The sequence below is a fragment of the Actinomycetospora chlora genome (assembly GCF_039542135.1).
Classification (GTDB): domain Bacteria; phylum Actinomycetota; class Actinomycetes; order Mycobacteriales; family Pseudonocardiaceae; genus Actinomycetospora; species Actinomycetospora chlora.
Window position 1 is genome coordinate 29,047 of sequence record NZ_BAABHO010000006.1, and the last position, 17,616, is coordinate 46,662.

Below are 17,616 nucleotides of genomic sequence, written 5' to 3' on the forward strand. Positions count from 1 at the left end.
GGTAGCCAAGGGGTGCGACCGGGTTGCCGCGTCGAGGGCAGACTGCTCACCGTGCCCGATCCCCAGGCCAGCTTCCCCCGCCGCCAGGCCGCGACGCGCCGCTTCACGCTCGGGGCGCCCCGGCGCCCGTCGGTCTCCCCGGACGGCGCCCGCGTGGTCCTGCTGCGCAGCCGGGCCGGCGACGACCCGGTGACCTGCCTGTGGCTGCTCGACGTGGCGACCGGCGAGGAGCACGTCCTGGTCGACCCCCGCGACCTCGACGTCCCGGGCGAGGAGGACCTCCCGCCCGAGGAGCGCGCCCGCCGCGAGCGGGTGCGCGAGCAGTCCGGCGGCGTCGTGGAGTACGCCCTCGACGCGGCCGCCCGGCTCGCCGTGTTCGTGCTCTCGGGCCGCGCGTTCACCGTCGACCTCGCCCCGGGGGCGCGCCCCGAGGCGCTCCCCGTCGACGGCCCGGTGGTCGACCCGCGTCCCGACCCCACCGGGGCCCGGGTGGCGTTCGTGCGCGGCGGCACGCTGCACGTCCACGAGCGCGCGACCGCGACCACCCACGTCCTCGCGGGGCCGGAGGCGGCGGACGGGCTCGGGGTGACGTGGGGGCTGGCCGAGTTCGTCGCCGCCGAGGAGATGAACCGCTACCGGGGCTACTGGTGGTCGCCGGACGGCTCGCAGCTCGCGGTCGCCCGCGTCGACGACGCGCCGGTGACGCGCTGGTGGATCGCCGACCCCGCCCACCCCGAGCGGCGCCCCACCGAGATGCCCTACCCGGCCGCCGGCACCCCCAACGCGGCCGTGTCGCTGCACCTCGTCGACCTCGACGGCACGCGCGTCCCCGTCGAGCTGCCCGCGGGCACCGAGTACCTCGCCGACGTCGGCTGGGACACCCACGACCTGCTCGTCACCGTGTCGACCCGCGACCAGCGCCGCGTCGACGTGCTGCGTGTCGACCCCGACACCGGCGCCGCCGAGCGCGTCGCGGGCGAGGTCGACGACGACTGGGTGGACCTGGTCGCCGGCGTCCCCGCGCACCTGCCCGACGGCGCCCTCGTGCGCTGCGGCGACCGGGACGACACCCGCCGCCTGCTCGTCGACGACGAGCCCGTGACGCCGCCCGGGCTGCAGGTGCGCGGGGTGGCCGACGTCGACGGAGAGACCGTGCTCGTCACCGCCTCCGAGCGGCCCGAGGACGTGACGGTGTGGGCGTGGTCGCGCCGGGAGGGCGCCCGGCGCGTCTCGCCGGCGTACGGCGTCTGGTCGGGGCGGCGCGCGGGCGGGACGACCGTGCTGGCCGGTGGCGACCTCGACAGCGACGGCACGCGCACGACCGTGCTGCGCGCCGACGGCAGCACGCTGCCCGTCGCGTCGCACGCGCTGTCGCCGGGGCTGGAGCCCGCCGTGCGCCGGGTGGCGACGGCGGCGGGCGGTCCGTCGGTGGCCGTGCTGCTCCCGCGCGGGCACGTGCCGGGCTCGGCGAAGCTCCCGGTGCTGCTCGACCCGTACGGCGGCCCGCACTCGCAGCGCGTGCTCGCGGCGCGCGGGGCGTTCCTGACCAGCCAGTGGTTCGCCGACCAGGGGTTCGCGGTGGTGGTCGCCGACGGGCGCGGGACGCCCGGGCGCGGCCCGGCCTACGAGCGCGCGGTCCGCGGCGACGTCGCGGGCCCGGTGCTCGACGACCAGGTGGCGGCCCTGCACGCGGCGGCCGAGCAGGTCGGCGACCTCGACCTCGACCGCGTCGGCATCCGGGGCTGGTCGTTCGGCGGGTACCTGGCGGCCCTGGCCGTGCTGCGCCGGCCCGACGTCTTCCACGCGGCGGTGGCGGGCGCGCCCGTCACCGACTGGCGCCTCTACGACACCCACTACACCGAGCGCTACCTCGGCCACCCCGACGAGGACCCGGAGGCCTACGCCCGGACCTCGCTGCTCGGCGACCCCGCCACGGCGAGCCCCGTGCGGCCGTTGATGCTGGTCCACGGGCTGGCCGACGACAACGTGGTCGCCGCACACACCCTGCAGCTCTCGTCGTCGCTGCTCGCGGCGGGCTACCCGCACACCGTCCTGCCGCTGTCCGGGGTCACGCACATGACCCCGCAGGAGGTCGTCGCGGAGAACCTGCTCCTGCTCCAGGTGTCGTTCCTGCGAGAGGCCCTGGGGTAGGGGCCTTTGCGATCGCGAAGACCTTCGACGGGTTCGGCGGAACCGCACCCGCGCCCGACGACGCTCGCCGAAGCTGATCGGGCGCGGCGACCCGCCACGCCCCGGCCGCGGTCGGGTCCTGCCGGCGGAGGGCGAGGATGCGGCGGTCGGTGCCGGGCGGCGACCCGTGGGCGGCGATGGGCCGGAGGTCGGCTCCGCGTCGCCGTCCCGTGGGCCTGCTCGCGGCGGTGGCGGCCCTGGCGGCGACGCTGCTGGTGGGGGCGGGCGTGGTCAGTACGGGGGTCGGCACGGGGGTGGTGACGCTCGCGGCGCCGGGCGCGCCCGCCGAGTGCCGCGACGTCACGCTCTTCGCGGTCAACGGTGCCGGCGCCGCCGGTGGCGACACGCTCGCCGCCGTCACCGACCCGCTCGTGCAGCAGGTCGGGCCACGGCTCGCGGTGGTCGCCGTCCCCGGCCCCGAGGCCGGCGCGTCCTACGCCGCGAGCGAGCAGCAGGCCGCGACGGCGCTGGCCGACCAGGTCGCCGCCCAGGCGGCGGGGTGCCCGGGCAGCCGCGTGATGCTCTTCGGCTACTCGCAGGGCGCGCACGTCGCGGGCGACGTCGCCTCGCGCATCGGGTCCGGCCAGGAGACGCGCGTGCCGGCCGACCGCGTCGTGGCCGTGGGGCTCTTCGGCGACCCCGCCCGCGACGCGGCCGCGCGCACCGTCCCGGACGGCGTCACGGGGCAGGGCGTGTTCCCGGCGCGGCCGGGCGGGTTCGGGACGCTGCGCAGCCGCACCATCGAGGTCTGCGCCCCGCAGGACCCGGTGTGCGCCACGCCGGCGGGCACCACCCCGCCACCGCTCGAGCAGGCCGTCGCCGCGCCCGCGCACATCGACTACCTGCAGCTCACGGTCGCGGCGGACACCCCGGCGACGCGCTGGGCGTCGGAGTCCCTGGGCCGGCTCGTCAGTGCCCTGCCGCCGGCGGAGACCTCCCCGGCGGGGGCGGCGCCGGCCGGCACCAGCTCCGCGGCACCGACCGGGCTGCCCGGAGCGGGCACCGTCGCGCCGGGGACGACCGCACCGGGCACCGGCACGCCGGGGACGACCGCACCCGGGACGACCGCACCCGGGACGACCGCGCCGGGGACGACCGCACCGGGGACGACCGCACCCGGGACGACCGCGCCGGGGACGACCGCACCCGGGACGACTGCTTCGGGGTCGACCGCGCCGGACGGCACCGACGGCGCCTACCCGGAGGACGGGGGCGCCGGGGGCGGGTACGACGAGCCCGGGAGGGCGGGGTCCGGCGCGGTCACCTCGACCCGGGCACCCGGGACCAGCGGCGGCAAGGCCGGGGGAGGCGACGAGCAGCCCGGGGCCACGGGGAGCGGAACGGCCACCCCGACCTCGGCTCCCGGCAGCGCCGGCTCGGACAGCGGCACGGCCGGTGGTTCGGGGAGCGGCGGGTCGGACGGGGGCTCGACCGCCGGGTCGGGGCAGCCGCGCCCCACGACGCCCCCCGCCGAGGGGCCCGCCTCCCGCCGCGACGGTGGCGGCACCGGACGCTCGGGCGGCTCGACCACCGCGCCGCGGTCCACGCGCGCGCCGGGCTCGTCCTCCCCGGCCCGGTCGACGACGACCTCGGACGACGGACCAGACAGCACCGGCAGCACCCGCAGCACCGGCAGCACCCGCAGCACCGGCAGCGCTGACAGGACCGGCGACGGGGACCAGGACGGTGGCGGGTCGGGCAGCGGCGGGTCGGGCACGGGCGGGTCGGGCGGCGGCACGGCGGGCGGCGGCGCGGGCGGGTCCACCGGGCAGGTCACGGACGCGCTGTGGTCCCTGACGTCCGGGCTGACCGGGTTTCAGGACTCCAACGGCGGCAACGTCGAGGACGGCGGGCGCAACCCCGCCGAGGTCGACAGCCCCAACGTGCCCGGGCGGCGGGTCGTCAAGCTCGAGGTCCCGGACGGCGCCAAGCGCTCGGAGGTCCGCCCGGAGGAGGCGCAGGACATCCGCGCGGGCCAGCACCTGTTCTTCGGCTACAGCGCCTTCCTGCCGGCCGACTTCCCGGTCGACACCCGCAGCTGGCAGGTCGTCTGGCAGCTCCACGACGGCGGCACCAACACCTCGCCGCCGGTCGCGCTGGAGATCGTCGACGGGCGCCTGTGGCTCTCCAACGTCGGTGACCGGGTCCGCGACCTCGGCCCGGTGCAGGCGGGCCGCAACCTGGCCGTGCAGATGGACATCCGGTTCGAGGAGGGCGGCGGCGCCGTCTCCGTCTACCGCGAGGGCCAGCGGGTGCTGAACGGCTTCCGGCCGCCGCGCGGCACGATGATCGACTCGTTCGACTACCTCAAGACGGGCATCTACCGCGACCCCGCCGGCGACGCCCGTCCCGCGGAGCTCTTCCTCAACGACCTCAAGATCGGCGAGACGCTCGAGTCGGTGTCCGGTCTCGCCGGCGCGGCGCAGTCGGCCACCACCGACGGCGGCGCCGCGACCGACGACGACGGGCCGGGCTCCGGGAGCACCCCCGAGGGCGGTGGCGGCACGGACGCGTCCAACACCGGTGCCGGCACGGGCACGAGCTCGCGCGGTCGCACCGCGCCGACGCGTCCCGCCTCGTCGAGCGGGCCGTGAGGGGAGGGATCCCGGCCCTGATCGGTCCGGAGTGTGCCGAGCGCGCTCCCTGGGCACCTGACCGTGGATCCGAGCGCGCCGATCTCCGGGAGTGGGACCGACACATGAGGGCCAGCGACCTGTTCATGAAGTGCCTCGAGGCCGAGGGCGTCGAGTACGTCTTCGGCGTCCCCGGCGAGGAGAACGCCGACCTGCTCATGTCGATGCGCGACTCCTCGGTGCGCTTCGTCGCGACGCACCACGAGGCCGGCGCCGCGTTCATGGCCGATGTCTACGGGCGCCTGACCGGACACCCCGGCGTGTGCCTGTCGACGCTCGGCCCGGGCGCGTCCAACCTCGTCACCGGCGTCGCCAACGCCAACATGGACAACTCCCCGGTCGTCGCCGTCACCGGGCAGGGCGCGACGACGCGCCTGCACAAGGAGTCGCACCAGGCGATGAACGTGGTCAACATGTTCTCGCCGATCACCAAGTGGACGACGTCGCTGCGTGACGAGACCACGATCCCGGAGGTCCTGCGCAAGGCCTTCAAGCTGGCCGTCGCGGAGAAGCCGGGCGCGACCCACGTCGAGCTGCCCGAGGACATCGCCAAGCACGAGGTCGAGGGCGCCGCGCCGATCGTGCCGCCGGAGAAGGTGCGCCGGCCGGTGCCCGACGAGAAGTCGATCGAGGCGGCGCTCGACCTCATCGCCCGCGCCGAGCGGCCGGTCCTGCTCGTCGGCCAGGGCTGCGTGCGCACGCGAGTGAGCCGCCAGCTGCAGCGCTTCGTCGAGACCACCGGCATCTACGCCGGCATGACGTTCATGGGCAAGGGCGCGCTGTCCGACCGCCACGAGCGCAGCCTCTACGCGGTCGGTCTCGGCTCGCGCGACTACGTCACCGAGGTGTTCGAGGCCGCCGACCTCGTCATCGCCGTCGGCTACGACATGGTCGAGTGGCCGCCCGCGCGCTGGAACATCGGCCGCACCAAGCGTCTGCTGCACATCGACTTCGACCCCGCCGAGGTCGACGACGCCTACCGGCCCACCGTCGAGATCGTCGGCGACGTGGCGGCCGCGCTGTGGGCGATCAACGAGGGCCTCACCGAGGCGCACCGCTACCCGGACATCGAGCTGCACCGGCGCACCCGGCAGGCGCTCACCGACGAGATCACCGAGGCCGGCGCGTCGGCGGAGGCCGAGACGGGCGACTTCCCGATGAAGCCGCAGCGCATCCTCGCCGAGCTGCGCGCCGAGATGGACGACGAGGACATCCTCATCAGCGACGTGGGGGCCCACAAGATGTGGGTCGCGCGGCACTACCCGACGTACTCGCCGAACTCCTGCATCATCTCCAACGGCTTCTGCTCCATGGGCATCGCCGTCCCGGGCGGGGTGTCGGCGTCGCTGGTGGAGCCGGACCGCCGCGTGGTCGCGATCTCCGGCGACGGCGGCTTCATGATGAACATGGCCGAGCTCGCCACGGCCACGCGCCTGGGCGTCGCGCCGGTCAACGTGGTGTGGGAGGACAACGACTACGGGCTCATCTCCTGGAAGCAGGAGGTGGAGTTCGGGCACCACTTCGGCACGGAGTTCAGGACGCCCGACCTCGTGGGGATCTCCGAGGGCCTCGGCTGCCACGCCCGGCGCATCGAGTCGGCCGACGAGTTCCGCCCCGCGCTCAAGGAGGCGTTCGACCGCCGCGACAAGCCGTCGGTGATCGTCGTGCCGGTCGACTACTCCGAGAACGTCAAGCTCACCAAGCGCCTCGGGCAGCTCATCGCGCGGTAGTCCGGGCCCCCCGGGCAGGGTCGGGGCGGGGTCGGGGCGGGGAGTGCGGACCGGGTCACTGCGCGAGCGGTGCCGTCGCGGATACTTTCTCCTCGACCACGTCCCCGTCCCGCCCGTCCGCGAAGGTGCCACCACGATGACCCTCGGCAGCACGTCGGAGTCCGGCGAGATCTCCTCGGCGCTCGCCGCAGCGTTCGTCGACCTCGCCGACGCGTTGTTCGCCGCGCCCCCCGAGACCGGCGTTGTCGGTGTCGTCGAGCGGGTCGTCGAGTCCGCCCGGGCGGTGGTCCCCGGCGCGGACGTCGTGTCGGTGGTGCTGCGCAACCCGGACGGCCGCCTCGACACGGTCGCGGCCAGCGACCCGGTCGCCCAGAAGGCCGACGCCCTGCAGGACGAGGTCGGCGAGGGCCCGAGCCACACGGCGATGCACAGCACCGGCGTCGGCACGGCCATGGACCGCCTCGAGGGCGGCGACGCCACCTGGCCGACGTTCGGGCCACGGTCCGCCGGCGATCTCGGCCTCGGCGCGGTGCTCTCCACCGGCATGTTCCCCGGCGGCTCCCCACCGCGCTTCGGGGCGCTGAACTTCTACTCGTGGTCGCCCGACGGGCTCGACGAGGCCGACCGCGACCACGCGCTCCTGCTCGCCGCCCACGCCGCCACCGCGATCTCGGCGGTGCAGGCCCGCACCGCCTCCGAGCTGCGCGTCTCGCAGCTCCGGGAGGCCCTGCAGAGCCGCGACGTCATCGGCCAGGCCAAGGGCGTCCTCATGGAACGCCGCGGCCTGACCTCCGACGAGGCCTTCGACGTGCTGCGCCGCACGTCGCAGGACCTCAACGTCAAGCTCCGCGAGGTCGCCGAGACGCTCGTGACCCGGCGCGAGGAGCTCTAGCCGAGCCGTCACCAGGTGACGGGCAGCCGGTCCAGCCCGCCGGTGAGGCGCTCGGTGTGCAGGGTCAGCGACTCGGGGTCCACCGCCAGGCGCAGCCCGGGCAGCCGGCTGAACAGCGTCGTCAGGCCCACCCGGAGCTCGGTGCGGGCGAGGCTCGCGCCGATGCAGAAGTGCGGCCCGTGCCCGAACGACAGGTGCGGGTTCGGCGAGCGGTCCATGTCGAAGCGGTCGGCGTCGTCGAACGCGCCGTCGTCGCGGTTGGCCGCGCTCGTGACGATCATGACGGCGTCGCCGCGGGGGATGGTGACCCGGTCGTCGCCCTCGCCGACGGTGACGTCCTCGTGGGCGTAGCGCAGCAGCCCCATCCCGCCCGGCTCGGCCAGCCGCAGCACCTCCTCGACGACGCCGTCGACCGAGCCCGCCGGGTCGGCGACCAGCCGGTCGCGGACCTCCGGGTTCACCAGCAGCAGGACGACCCCGAGGGAGAGCCGGTTGACCGTCGTCTCGTGGCCCGCGAACAGCAGGCCGGCGGTGAGCTCCGCGACGCGCGTGTCCGTCAGGCGCGGGTCGTCGGCCTGGGCGGCGACGAGGTCGGAGATGACGTCCTCCCCGGGCTCGGCGCGCTTGGCGTCGGCCAGCGAGGCCGTGTAGCGCTCGAACTCGGCGCGGGCCACGGCCGGGTCGTCGCCCGTGAGGGTGGCCATGCGCTCGGAGAGGCCCTTGAAGTACGCGCGGTCCGCCACCGGCACCCCGAGCAGCTCGCAGATCACGAAGATCGGCAGCGGTACCGAGAACGCGGCGTGCAGGTCGGCGGGAGAGCCGCCGGCCACGAGGTCGTCGACGAGGCCCTCGGCGAGCTCGGCGACGCGGTCGTGCAGGCGGCGCATGCGCTTGGCCGAGAACGCCGGCGTGAGCAGGCGGCGCATGGCGGTGTGGTCGGCGTCCTCGTGCTCGTGGTCGCCGCTGGGCCCGGACATGACGCCGGCGTCGGAGACACGCGGGGCCTCCTCGGGCCGCGGGTGGGAGCGCCCGAGCCGGCGGTCGGCGAACAGCGCCTTGGCCTCCTCGTAGCGGGTCGCCAGCCACGCCACGTCGCCCGCGGGCGTCCGGACGCGTGTGACCGGGCCGGCCTCGCGCAGCCGCGCGTACAGCGGCGAGATCGTCAGCACACCGGCGCGCGGGAACGGCAGCCGGGGCAGGTCCGGGGCGTCGTCGTGCTCGGTCGAGGTGGCGATGGTGGTCACGGCATCTCCTCGGTGTCGGTCGGGTCCGTGCTGGTGGCCCGGGCCGTGAGGCGGTCGAGCCAGGCCTGCTCCTCGCGCGTGCGGCGCAGCACCTCGTCGAGGACGAGGGCGGCCCAGGGGTCGCCGGGCGCGTCGGGTGACGCGGCGGCCGCCTCGGCCAGTCCCGCGAGGCGGGTGCGGCGCTCGGCCAGCACCCGGCCCCGTGCGGCGAGGACGCCGCGGCGCTCGGTGGCGTCGAGCCGCCCGAACCCGGCGAGGCGGGCGAGGAACTCGGCCTCGTCGCCGGCGAGCTCGTCGGGCAGGTCGGCCAGCTGGTCGTGCAGCAGCTCCCGACCCACGTCGGTGAGCGTGTAGACGTGCCGCGGCGGCCGGCCCTCCTGCGGCTCGAGGGTGCGGGTGACGGCGCCGGCCTCGCCGAAGCGGCGCAGCGCCGGGTAGAGCGAGTTGTTGTGCAGCTTGATGCCGGTCGTGGCCTCGACGCGGCGCCGCAGCTCGTAGCCGTGCGACGGCCGCTGGGCGAGCTGGCTCAGCAGCAGGACGTCCACCCACACATAGGTCAGCGTGACCTAGGTACCGCTGACCCGCCACCTGGGGTGATCTGCTCGACACCGCGCGTCGGCGGCCGCGGGGCGGGTACGCCCGGGCGGTCCACGTCCGACCACATCGAGGAGATCCCGTGACCCAGGGCCGTTCCACCGGCAAGGTCGTCGTCGTCACCGGCGGCGGATCGGGCATCGGCGCCGCGACGGCGTACCGCTTCGGCAGCGAGGGCGCGACGGTCGTCATCACCGGCCGCACGCAGGAGAAGCTCGACAAGGTCGTCGCGGACGCCCCGGGCGGCTCGACGCTCGTCGCCCGCGTCGCCGACACCTCCGACGAGCAGGCGGTCACCGCCCTCGTGCAGGAGGTCGTGGACGAGTACGGGCGCCTGGACACGCTGGTCAACAACGCCGCCGTCGCCGAGCCGGGCACGGTCGACGACCTCGACGGCGATGCCTGGCGCCGTGTCATGGCCACCGACGTCGACGGGGTGTTCTACGCCTCGAAGGCCGCGCTCCCGCACCTGCGCGCCACCGGCGGGAGCATCGTCAACGTCGGCTCCGTCTCGGGCCTCGGCGGCGACTGGGGGATGGCGGCCTACAACGCCGCCAAGGGCGCGGTCACCAACCTCACCAACGCGATGGCGCTCGACCACGCGAGCGAGGGCGTGCGCGTCAACGCCGTGCACCCGAGCCTGACCGCGACGGACATGTCCGAGGGCATCCGGTCCGACGACGACACGATGGCGGCCTTCCGCCGGCGCATCCCGATGGGTCGCCCGGCCGAGCCGGCCGAGGTCGCCGACGTCATCGCGTTCCTCGCGAGCCACGACGCCCGCTTCGTCAACGGCGCGCACGTCCCCGTCGACGGCGGGCTGGGCGCCTCGAACGGTCAGCCGAACATGGGCTGACCCAGGCAGCCAGCTCAGACACCGAGCAGGGTCCGCCAGACGCGGCCGGCGCGGCGGCCCTCGAGCGCCGAGTGCACGGCGGGGCCGCCGTCCTCGGCGCTGCCGGTCGCCACGTCGAGCAGGCGCAGCGGCGGGGCACCGGCGCCGTGGGGGCGGTGCAGCGCGATCCGGTAGCGGTGGCCCCCGACGGTCACGCGCAGCCCCGACGCGCCCAGGTACCAGGGGAACGCGAGCCGCTCGACGGCGCCGAGCGGCGCGTCGAACACCACCCCGGTGGCGGTCACCAGGCGCAGCCGCCCGGCGTAGAGGCTCAGGACGCCGGGGTCGTTGGTCAGCCCCCGCACCAGCCAGGCGGGCGTCGCGTACGACGGCGCGAGGTGGACGGGGCTGGCGGGCGTGAGGTGGGTGGTCACGGCGACCTCGAAAGCAGGGACAGCAGGGCGACCCGTGTCACTGTAGGTCCGGAGTGGCTCCCATCACTGGTCCTTCCGGGTGAATGCGTCAGGGAACGACGGTCACCGGCCACTTGCCCGCGCGCACCAGGCGTGTCGCCAGCGAGCCGACGAAGCGGTGGCCCGCCTTCGCCGACGCCCCGACGACGACCCCGTCGACGCGCCGCTCGTCGGCCAGCCGCACGATCTCGGTGTACGGGTCGCCCTGGACGCGGATGAGCTCGCCGGTGAGCGCCAGCCGGTCGAGGTAGCGCTTGGCCTCCTCGTGCAGCTCGGTGGCCAGCTGATCGGCCGTGTCGCTGAGCACGGCGAGGGCGCCGGGCGCCATGGCCGCGAGCGACGGCGTCGTCACCACCGTCACCACGAGCAGGTGCGCGTGCTGTCGGCGTGCGAGCCCCGCGGCGTACGCGCCGGCGCGCAGCGAGGTGATCGACCCGTCGACCGCGGTGAGGATGGTGCCGGGGCCGTCGGTCCCGAGCTCGAAGCCCGTCATGCCCCTGATCGTCCTCCTCGGTCGTGGCCCTAGCTCGTGAACTGCACCGCCGTGCGCTCGGCGATGTAGGGCTTGATCTGCTCGTCGATGATCCGGCGGTGCTCGGGGTGGTCGCGGTAGACGGTGTAGGCGTCGACGTCGTCGAACACCCCGACGCAGGCGAACTCCGCGTTGCCCGCGGCGAGTCCTGCGTCGCGCCCGCACGTCCACGACTGCAGGCCCGGCAGGTCGGACTCGCGCACGAAGCGGCGCAGGGCGTCCGCGATGCCCTCGACGACGGCGGGGTCGGCCGCGGCGTCGCCGTGCCAGGTGAACAGGACGACGTGGGTGACGCTCATGCGCTCATCCTGCCCCGCGCCGCGGCGGCGATCGGGTTGGGCAGGGCCACGTACAGCGGGTCCTCGCCCCGTCCGGCGGCCCAGCTGCGCAGGTGCGCCTTCGCCGGGAGGGTCGGGCTCGCCAGCAGGTCCCGCGCCCAGGGCGCGGCGTCGCGGTCGGTGACCCCGGCCAGGACGTCGGCGACGGTCGCCCACAGCGCCGCCTCGCCCACGGTGTGGCGGCCGAGGACGGCCACGAGCAGGGCCAGGTGGTTGACGACGCCGTGGTAGCGCAGCCGCCGCCACGCCTCCTCGGGGCGGTAGACCAGCGGGGAGTCCGCCGGCAGGCCGGGCGGGAGCCGGTCCGCGCGGACGTGGGCGCCCTCCAGGTCGCGCACCCAGCACGCCGTCGGCCACCCGGCCGCGTCCGTGGTGACCAGCGTGTTCTGCGGGTGCGCCTCGAACCCCAGCCCGGCGCGGCCGAAGAGCACCAGCAGCGGGACCAGGGACACGTCGAGCCAGCGGCGCAGCCACGCGTGCACGTCGCCGGCCGCGCGCACGTCGGCCACCAGCGGCGGCGCCTCGCCGTCCGGGCCCTCCTCGAGCACCCCGGCGAGCACGCGCGGGCCGCCGGGCGGGAACGGGGCGCGGGCGATCACGGTGAGGTCGGCGGCGAGGCGGTCCCCGCCGACGGCGGGGTCGAGGGTCGCGAAGCCGCGGTCGGCGATCACGCCGAAGCCCGCCGGCAGCGGTCCGAGACGCTCGACGACGGCGGCCGCGTCGACGGCACGGCACGCCTGCTCGGGCGGGGTCGTGCGGACGAAGTGGGTCAGCCGGGCGCGCAGCGGGAGCTTCCACGAGGCGCCGGTGACGGTGTCGACCACCGTGCGCACCGACGACGTCGGCCACACCGGGTCGCCCCGCGGGCCGAGCCACCGCAGGCTGCCCTCGGCCTCGAGGACGGCGAGGGTCGGGTCGGCGGCGAGCACGCGGGCCTGGAACGGGTGCAGGGGGAGCGCGGTCCAGCCGGCGGTCAGCCGGGCCGCCACCGCGGCCGGCGGGACCGGCGGCGTGCCGCCGGTGACGACGACGCGCGGGTCGAGCGCGAGGTGGTGCAGCACGAACGCCGCGCCGAGCTCGGGGGCCCAGGCGCCCAGGTCCGCGTCGTCCAGCCCTTGGGCGCTCTTCGGGGTCGGGTGGAACGGGTGCCCGAGACGCAGGGACTGCTCGGCGTCGCGGGTGCGGTCGCCGCTGCGGACCGGGGGCGCGTCGAGGTAGCGGGCGGTGCGGGCGACGCTGTCGGCGACGAGGTCGGCGTGGCCGGGCCCGGCGCCGACGGCGTCCAGGACCGCGGCGACCACGGCTTCGTGGGCGGCCGGCCGCCCGTCGAGCGTGACGTCGTCGGCGAGGCGGTGGTGACCCGTCGGCGACCACGTGCGCACCCCGACCGCGAGCTCCCCGCCCGGTAGCGGGATCCGCAGGACGTCGCCGTCGCGCACGGCCGGTGGGGCGAGCTCGCGCAGCAGCGAGGTGACCAGGCGTTCCTGCGCCGCCGCCTGCGCCCTCGCCAGGCTGCCGAGGCTGCTCACGCTGGCCAGTCTGCCCGGCACGGCGCAGGATGACGGCCATGACCACCGCCACCGACGAGGACGCGCGGGCCCGGGAGCTGATCGCGGCCGAGGAGAAGGCCGTCGCGCTGTTCGACGAGGTCGTGCGGCGCGGGCTGGTCGCGCCCGGCAAGGGCGAGAAGCAGGTCTCCGACGAGGTCCGCGACCTCGGCGCCGAGCTGTTCGGCACGGACAGGCACTGGCACAAGCGCGTCGTGCGGGCCGGGGAGAACACGCTGCAGCCCTACGCCGAGAACCCGCCGGACCGCGTGATCGCCGCCGACGACGTGGTGTTCCTCGATCTGGGACCCATCTTCAGCGACTGGGAGGCCGACGTCGGGCGCACGTTCGTGCTCGGCGACGACCCCGACAAGCTGCGGCTGCGCGACGACCTCGACGCCGTCTGGGCCGCCGGACGCGCGTACTTCGAGGCGCACCCCGACGTCACCGGCGCCGAGCTCTACGCCGAGGTCTGCCGCCTCGCGCAGGAGCGGGGCTGGACGTTCGGGGGCTCGCACGCGGGCCACCTGGTCGGCGAGTTCCCCCACGAGCTGATGGACGGCGAGCGCCTGCTCAGCTACATCACGCCGGCCAACGATCGCCCGATGCGCACCACCGACCCGTCCGGGCGCACCGCGCACTGGATCCTCGAGGTGCACCTCGTCGACCGCGAGCGCGGGTTCGGCGGGTTCACCGAGCAGCTGCTGACCCTGCACCGCTGAGCGACGCCGCCTCGCGGCGGAAGCGGCGCTTGTAGGCGCGCCAATCGAACCGGTCGAGGAACGCCGAGGCCGCCCGGTAGCCCGCGTCGTAGAGCGCGCGGGACCGCGCCGGGGAGATGCCGAAGTCGAGCAGCCCGACCGCGCCGGCGTCGACGTGGATGGTGCGGGCCGCGACCCACGGCTGGTTGAGCACCGCCTGGTCGCGGCCCAGGATCATCGTGGTGATCAGCTGTTCGAGCAGGCGCAACGGCGCGGGCTGGGGGATGTCGAACCAGCGGGAGTGGAACAGCGCCACCCGGTCACCGATGCCCGGCTTGGGCGCCGTGGTGATCGTGACACCGAACGTCGGGAACTGCGGTTCGCGGCCGTCGGTGCGGTCGAGCGAGTCGATGGGGAAGTTCGACAGCAGCCCGCCGTCCACGAGGGTGGACACGACCCCGGTGCGCGGGTTGGTCAGCGTCGCGGGGCGGAACAGGAACGGGATCGCCATCGACGCCCGCACCGCGTCGGCGACGGGCTGGGTGTCCGGGTCGAGCCCGTAGACGCTGCGGTAGTCCCAGGGCAGGCGTACGAGCTGGCCCAGCGTGAGGTCAGAGCACGTGACGACGAGGCGGTAGCGCTGGTCGGGCGGCAGCGACGGGTCGTCGATCCGCAGGTCGCCGAAGGTGTGGACGCCGAGCGCGGCCAGCTCCTCGGTGACCCACGCGTGCAGCCACTCGCCCTGGTAGAGACCCTGGCCGCCGAGGAAGCCCAGCGCGGGCCCGACGAGCGGGAGCCGGCCGATGCCACCGCGGTCGCCGACCCGGCGGAAGTCGAGCCGCGACGTGATCTCCCCGAGCTGCTCGCCGGTCGCCCCGGCGGCGGCCATCGCCCCGACGAGGGCGCCGGCGGACGTGCCGGAGATGCGGTGCGGCGTCCAGCCGCGGTCGGTCAGGGCCGCGACGGCACCGGCCAGCCCGATGCCCTTGACCCCGCCGCCCTCGAGGACGAGGTCCGCCCGCCGCGTCGCGGTGCTCCTGGTCATGCGCCCGATGATCCTCGCGTCGCCGCGGCGGCGCCGCCGACCCCGGCCGCCCGCCGCATCCGGTCGAGGTCCGCGCGGGCCTCGTCCCGCTGTGCGCGGGCCTCGTCGCGCTCGGACCGGGCGGTCTCCAGGTCGCGCTGCGCCTCGGCGAGGTCGCCGCGCAGGCCGAGGATCGAGGCGGCACCCACGATCGTGTGGCCCTCGTCGGACAGCGCCCGCACCCGCGCGGCGAAGTCGACCTGGCGGCGCGAGTAACGGCGCTGGCCGCCGCCGGAGCGGTGCGGGTGCAGGAGGCCCGCCGCGTCGAGGCTGCGCAGGAAGGCCGGCGCGACGCCGATGAGCTCGGCGGCCTGGCCGATCGTCAACGACGGGTAGTCGTGGTCGTCGAGGCGCTCGGTGCCCACGCGGTCCTCCTCTCGCGGTGGTGTCCCTCCATGCGTGAGCACCCGCCGGGGCCGGCCCGGCGGGTGCTCACGTCTCGGTGGAGGTCGGGCTGTCGTGCTCGGTGGGGATCAGGACGTCGGCGCCTCCTTCTCGTGCTGGGTGCCCTCGATGCTGGTCGTGGCGTTCGAGTGCTGGATCTCGATGCGCCGCGGCTTGGCCTTCTCGACGACGGGGATCGTCAGCGTCAGCACGCCGTCGGTGTACGACGCGTGCAGCCGCTCGGTGTCCAGGTCGCGCCCGAGCATCAGCTGGCGGCTGTAGCGCCCGCGGGGACGCTCGGCCACGAGGTAGTCGCCCTCACCGCTCGGGGCCGTGCGCGCCGCCGTGACGGTCAGCGCGTTGCCCTCCACCGACACGTCGATCGACCCCGGGTCCACGCCGGGCAGGTCGAACGACGCGACGAAGTGGTCACCGGCGCGGTACACGTCCATCGGCATGCCGCTCACCGCCTGCTGCCGGGAGCCGCTGGTCAGGCGCTCCAGCGCACGGAACGTGTCGAAGGGGTCGTAGTTCAGCAGCACGATCGGTCATCTCCTTCCGTCGCCGCACTGCGTACCTGCTGCTTGCTGGTGCACATAGTTATAGCTCGGCCTACAGGTTTGTGCAAGAAGAGTCTGTACGTCGATCCCCCACCGTCGGGACGTCGTGCGAACATGTGTTCGTGTCCGGGGAGCCGACGATCCTGCACGCGGATCTCGACGCCTTCTACGCCTCGGTCGAGCAGCGCGACGACCCCGCGCTGCGCGGCCGGCCGGTGATCGTCGGCGGCGGCGTCGTGCTGGCCTGCAGCTACGAGGCCAAGGCCTGCGGGGTGCGCACGGCGATGGGCGGGCGGATGGCGCGCGCCCTGTGCCCCGACGCGGTCGTCGTCCCGCCCCGCATGGAGGCCTACAGCGGCGCCAGCCGGGCGGTGTTCTCGGTCTTCTCCTCGGTGACGCCGCTGGTGGAGCCGATCTCGATCGACGAGGCGTTCCTCGACGTCTCCGGCCTGCGGCGGATCGCCGGGCCGCCGCCGGAGATCGCGGCCCGGCTGCGCCGCGCGGTCGCCGACGACGTGGGCCTGCCGATCACCGTGGGCTTGGCCGGCACGAAGTTCCTGGCCAAGGTGGCCAGCCGCGTCGCCAAGCCCGACGGGCTGCTGGTCGTCGAGCCCGGCGGCGAGCTCGCGTTCCTGCACCCGCTGCCCGTCGAGGTCCTCTGGGGGGTGGGGGAGGTGACGTCGCGCAAGCTGCGCGGCCACGGCGTCACCACCGTCGGCGACCTCGCGGCCATCGGCGGCCCCACCCTCGAGTCCCTGCTCGGGCGGGCCGCCGGCCGCCACCTCGACGCCCTGGCCCACGGCCGCGACCCGCGCCGGGTGCGGGTCGGCGTCCGGCGCCGGTCGGTGGGCGCCCAGCGGGCGCTCGGCCGCCAGCCGATGCCGCCCGAGCGCGTCGACGCCGTGCTCATGGGCCTCGTCGACCGCGTGACCCGCCGCATGCGCCGGGCCGGCCGCACCGGGCGCACGGTGACGCTGCGGCTGCGGTTCGCCGACTTCACGCGCGCGACGCGCTCGCACACCCTGGCCGCGGCCACCGCCGAGACCGACGCGGTCATGGCCGCGGTCCGCCTGCTCGTCGAGGCCGCGACGCCCCTGATCGCCGACCGGGGCCTGTCGATGCTCGGCGTGGCGGTCGGCAACCTCGACGACTCCGGCGGCGCCCAGCTCGAGCTGCCGTTCGCGGGCGACGCCCACCCGCTCGCGCTCGACGTCGTGGTCGACGACGTGCGTGAGCGCTACGGGCTCTCCTCGGTCACGCGCGCGACGCTCCTCGGCCGCGACCAGGGCGTCGAGATGCCGATGCTGCCGGAGTAGCGGACCGTCCCTGTCCGGGTCTCTCGAGACGCTGTGGCTATGGACCTCCTGACCGGCGGCGACCTCCCGCCCGGCTACGGCACCGTGAACCCGTTCGTCGCCGTCCGCGGAGACGGCGGGGCCGAGGCCTTCCTCCGGTTCGTGACCGAGGTGTTCGACGGCCACGAGACCCGGGCCGCGCACACCGTCGACGCGGACGGCCTGCTCATCCACGCCGAGGTCCGGGTCGGCGACTCCACGATCATGCTCTGCGACGCCAAGCCGCACTGGGCGCCGACCTCCGCGCTGCTGCAGGTCTACGTCCGCGACGCGGAGGCGGTCGTCGCCCGCGCGCGGGCCGCCGGGGCCGAGGTCGTCACCGAGACCACCCCGTTCCACGGCGGCCAGCGCCTGGCCCGCCTGCGGGACCCGTGGGGCACCATCTGGTGGCTCTTCGAGTACGGCCCGGCGAGCACGGCGCCGTCCGAGGCGCCCGACGCGCTCCCGTCCTGGCGCCCATACCCGTCCGCGCCGCCGAGCTACGTGTACCGCACGATCGACGAGGCGCTGACGAACCGCTGAGC

At 75.6% G+C, this 17,616-nt stretch carries 17 protein-coding genes; 8 read left to right on the forward strand and 9 right to left on the reverse strand.

Annotated features, from left to right (window positions below; translation table 11 throughout):
* Positions 1-51: 51 nt before the first annotated feature.
* From ABD994_RS05235 to ABD994_RS05250, 4 genes are all read left to right on the forward strand, one after another.
* Positions 52-2,151 carry a S9 family peptidase gene (locus ABD994_RS05235; protein ID WP_345411423.1) on the forward strand — a complete coding sequence of 700 codons (2,100 nt, stop codon included), beginning with the start codon at positions 52-54 and terminating at the stop codon, positions 2,149-2,151.
* Positions 2,152-2,288: 137 nt separating this feature from the next.
* Positions 2,289-4,784 (forward strand): cutinase family protein, encoded by a 2,496-nt coding sequence (locus ABD994_RS05240; RefSeq protein ID WP_345411425.1) that lies wholly within the window; start codon positions 2,289-2,291, stop codon positions 4,782-4,784.
* 104 nt (positions 4,785-4,888) lie between these two features.
* A complete protein-coding gene (locus ABD994_RS05245; RefSeq protein WP_345411427.1) occupies positions 4,889-6,553 on the forward strand; it encodes an acetolactate synthase large subunit in 1,665 nt (554 codons plus the stop codon).
* 136 nt (positions 6,554-6,689) lie between these two features.
* Complete coding sequence (locus ABD994_RS05250; RefSeq protein ID WP_345411429.1) at positions 6,690-7,445, forward strand: ANTAR domain-containing protein; 756 nt, start codon at positions 6,690-6,692, stop codon at positions 7,443-7,445.
* 8 nt (positions 7,446-7,453) lie between these two features.
* Here ABD994_RS05250 and ABD994_RS05255 read toward each other — a convergent pair whose 3' ends face one another.
* Together ABD994_RS05255 and ABD994_RS05260 are read right to left on the reverse strand one after the other, a co-directional pair.
* Entirely contained in the window at positions 7,454-8,689 is a 1,236-nt protein-coding gene (locus ABD994_RS05255; RefSeq protein WP_345411431.1) for a cytochrome P450, read from the reverse strand.
* Positions 8,686-9,240: a PadR family transcriptional regulator gene (locus ABD994_RS05260; RefSeq protein ID WP_345411433.1), complete on the reverse strand. Its 555-nt coding sequence runs from the start codon at positions 9,238-9,240 to the stop codon at positions 8,686-8,688. Before ABD994_RS05260 ends, ABD994_RS05255 begins: the two co-directional genes overlap by 4 nt.
* Positions 9,241-9,365: 125 nt before the next feature.
* On the opposite strand from ABD994_RS05260, the gene budC reads away from it, so the two are divergent.
* On the forward strand, positions 9,366-10,139 hold the full coding sequence (gene budC, locus ABD994_RS05265; protein ID WP_345411435.1) for a meso-2,3-butanediol dehydrogenase: 774 nt from the start codon (positions 9,366-9,368) through the stop codon (positions 10,137-10,139).
* A 14-nt stretch (positions 10,140-10,153) separates the two neighbouring features.
* On the opposite strand, the gene ABD994_RS05270 is transcribed toward budC, so the two are convergent.
* The 4 genes from ABD994_RS05270 to ABD994_RS05285 form a co-directional block, all read right to left on the reverse strand.
* The gene (locus tag ABD994_RS05270) at positions 10,154-10,552 is read right to left on the reverse strand and encodes a hypothetical protein (RefSeq protein ID WP_345411437.1); all 399 of its coding nucleotides are present in this window, start codon (positions 10,550-10,552) and stop codon (positions 10,154-10,156) included.
* Between the two features lie 88 nt (positions 10,553-10,640).
* Positions 10,641-11,084 (reverse strand): universal stress protein, encoded by a 444-nt coding sequence (locus tag ABD994_RS05275; RefSeq protein ID WP_345411439.1) that lies wholly within the window; start codon positions 11,082-11,084, stop codon positions 10,641-10,643.
* Between the two features lie 29 nt (positions 11,085-11,113).
* Entirely contained in the window at positions 11,114-11,422 is a 309-nt protein-coding gene (locus ABD994_RS05280; RefSeq protein WP_345411441.1) for a Dabb family protein, read from the reverse strand.
* Positions 11,419-12,990 (reverse strand): IucA/IucC family protein, encoded by a 1,572-nt coding sequence (locus ABD994_RS05285; protein ID WP_345411443.1) that lies wholly within the window; start codon positions 12,988-12,990, stop codon positions 11,419-11,421. Before ABD994_RS05285 ends, ABD994_RS05280 begins: the two co-directional genes overlap by 4 nt.
* A gap of 38 nt (positions 12,991-13,028) precedes the next feature.
* On the opposite strand from ABD994_RS05285, the gene ABD994_RS05290 reads away from it, so the two are divergent.
* The gene (locus ABD994_RS05290; RefSeq protein WP_345411445.1) at positions 13,029-13,730 is read left to right on the forward strand and encodes a M24 family metallopeptidase; all 702 of its coding nucleotides are present in this window, start codon (positions 13,029-13,031) and stop codon (positions 13,728-13,730) included.
* Here ABD994_RS05290 and ABD994_RS05295 read toward each other — a convergent pair.
* From ABD994_RS05295 to ABD994_RS05305, 3 genes are all read right to left on the reverse strand, one after another.
* Positions 13,699-14,754: a patatin-like phospholipase family protein gene (locus ABD994_RS05295; protein ID WP_345411447.1), complete on the reverse strand. Its 1,056-nt coding sequence runs from the start codon at positions 14,752-14,754 to the stop codon at positions 13,699-13,701. The two genes, ABD994_RS05290 and ABD994_RS05295, sit on opposite strands and share 32 nt — an antisense overlap.
* The gene (locus ABD994_RS05300; RefSeq protein WP_345411449.1) at positions 14,751-15,158 is read right to left on the reverse strand and encodes a MerR family transcriptional regulator; all 408 of its coding nucleotides are present in this window, start codon (positions 15,156-15,158) and stop codon (positions 14,751-14,753) included. Before ABD994_RS05300 ends, ABD994_RS05295 begins: the two co-directional genes overlap by 4 nt.
* A 108-nt stretch (positions 15,159-15,266) precedes the next feature.
* Positions 15,267-15,719 (reverse strand): Hsp20/alpha crystallin family protein, encoded by a 453-nt coding sequence (locus tag ABD994_RS05305; protein WP_345411451.1) that lies wholly within the window; start codon positions 15,717-15,719, stop codon positions 15,267-15,269.
* Between the two features lie 134 nt (positions 15,720-15,853).
* Between ABD994_RS05305 and dinB the strand changes: the two genes are divergently transcribed.
* Entirely contained in the window at positions 15,854-17,053 is a 1,200-nt protein-coding gene (gene dinB, locus ABD994_RS05310) for a DNA polymerase IV (protein WP_345411453.1), read from the forward strand.
* A 39-nt stretch (positions 17,054-17,092) separates the two neighbouring features.
* The gene (locus ABD994_RS05315) at positions 17,093-17,614 is read left to right on the forward strand and encodes a VOC family protein (protein WP_345411456.1); all 522 of its coding nucleotides are present in this window, start codon (positions 17,093-17,095) and stop codon (positions 17,612-17,614) included.
* The last annotated feature ends 2 nt before the right edge of the window (positions 17,615-17,616 follow it).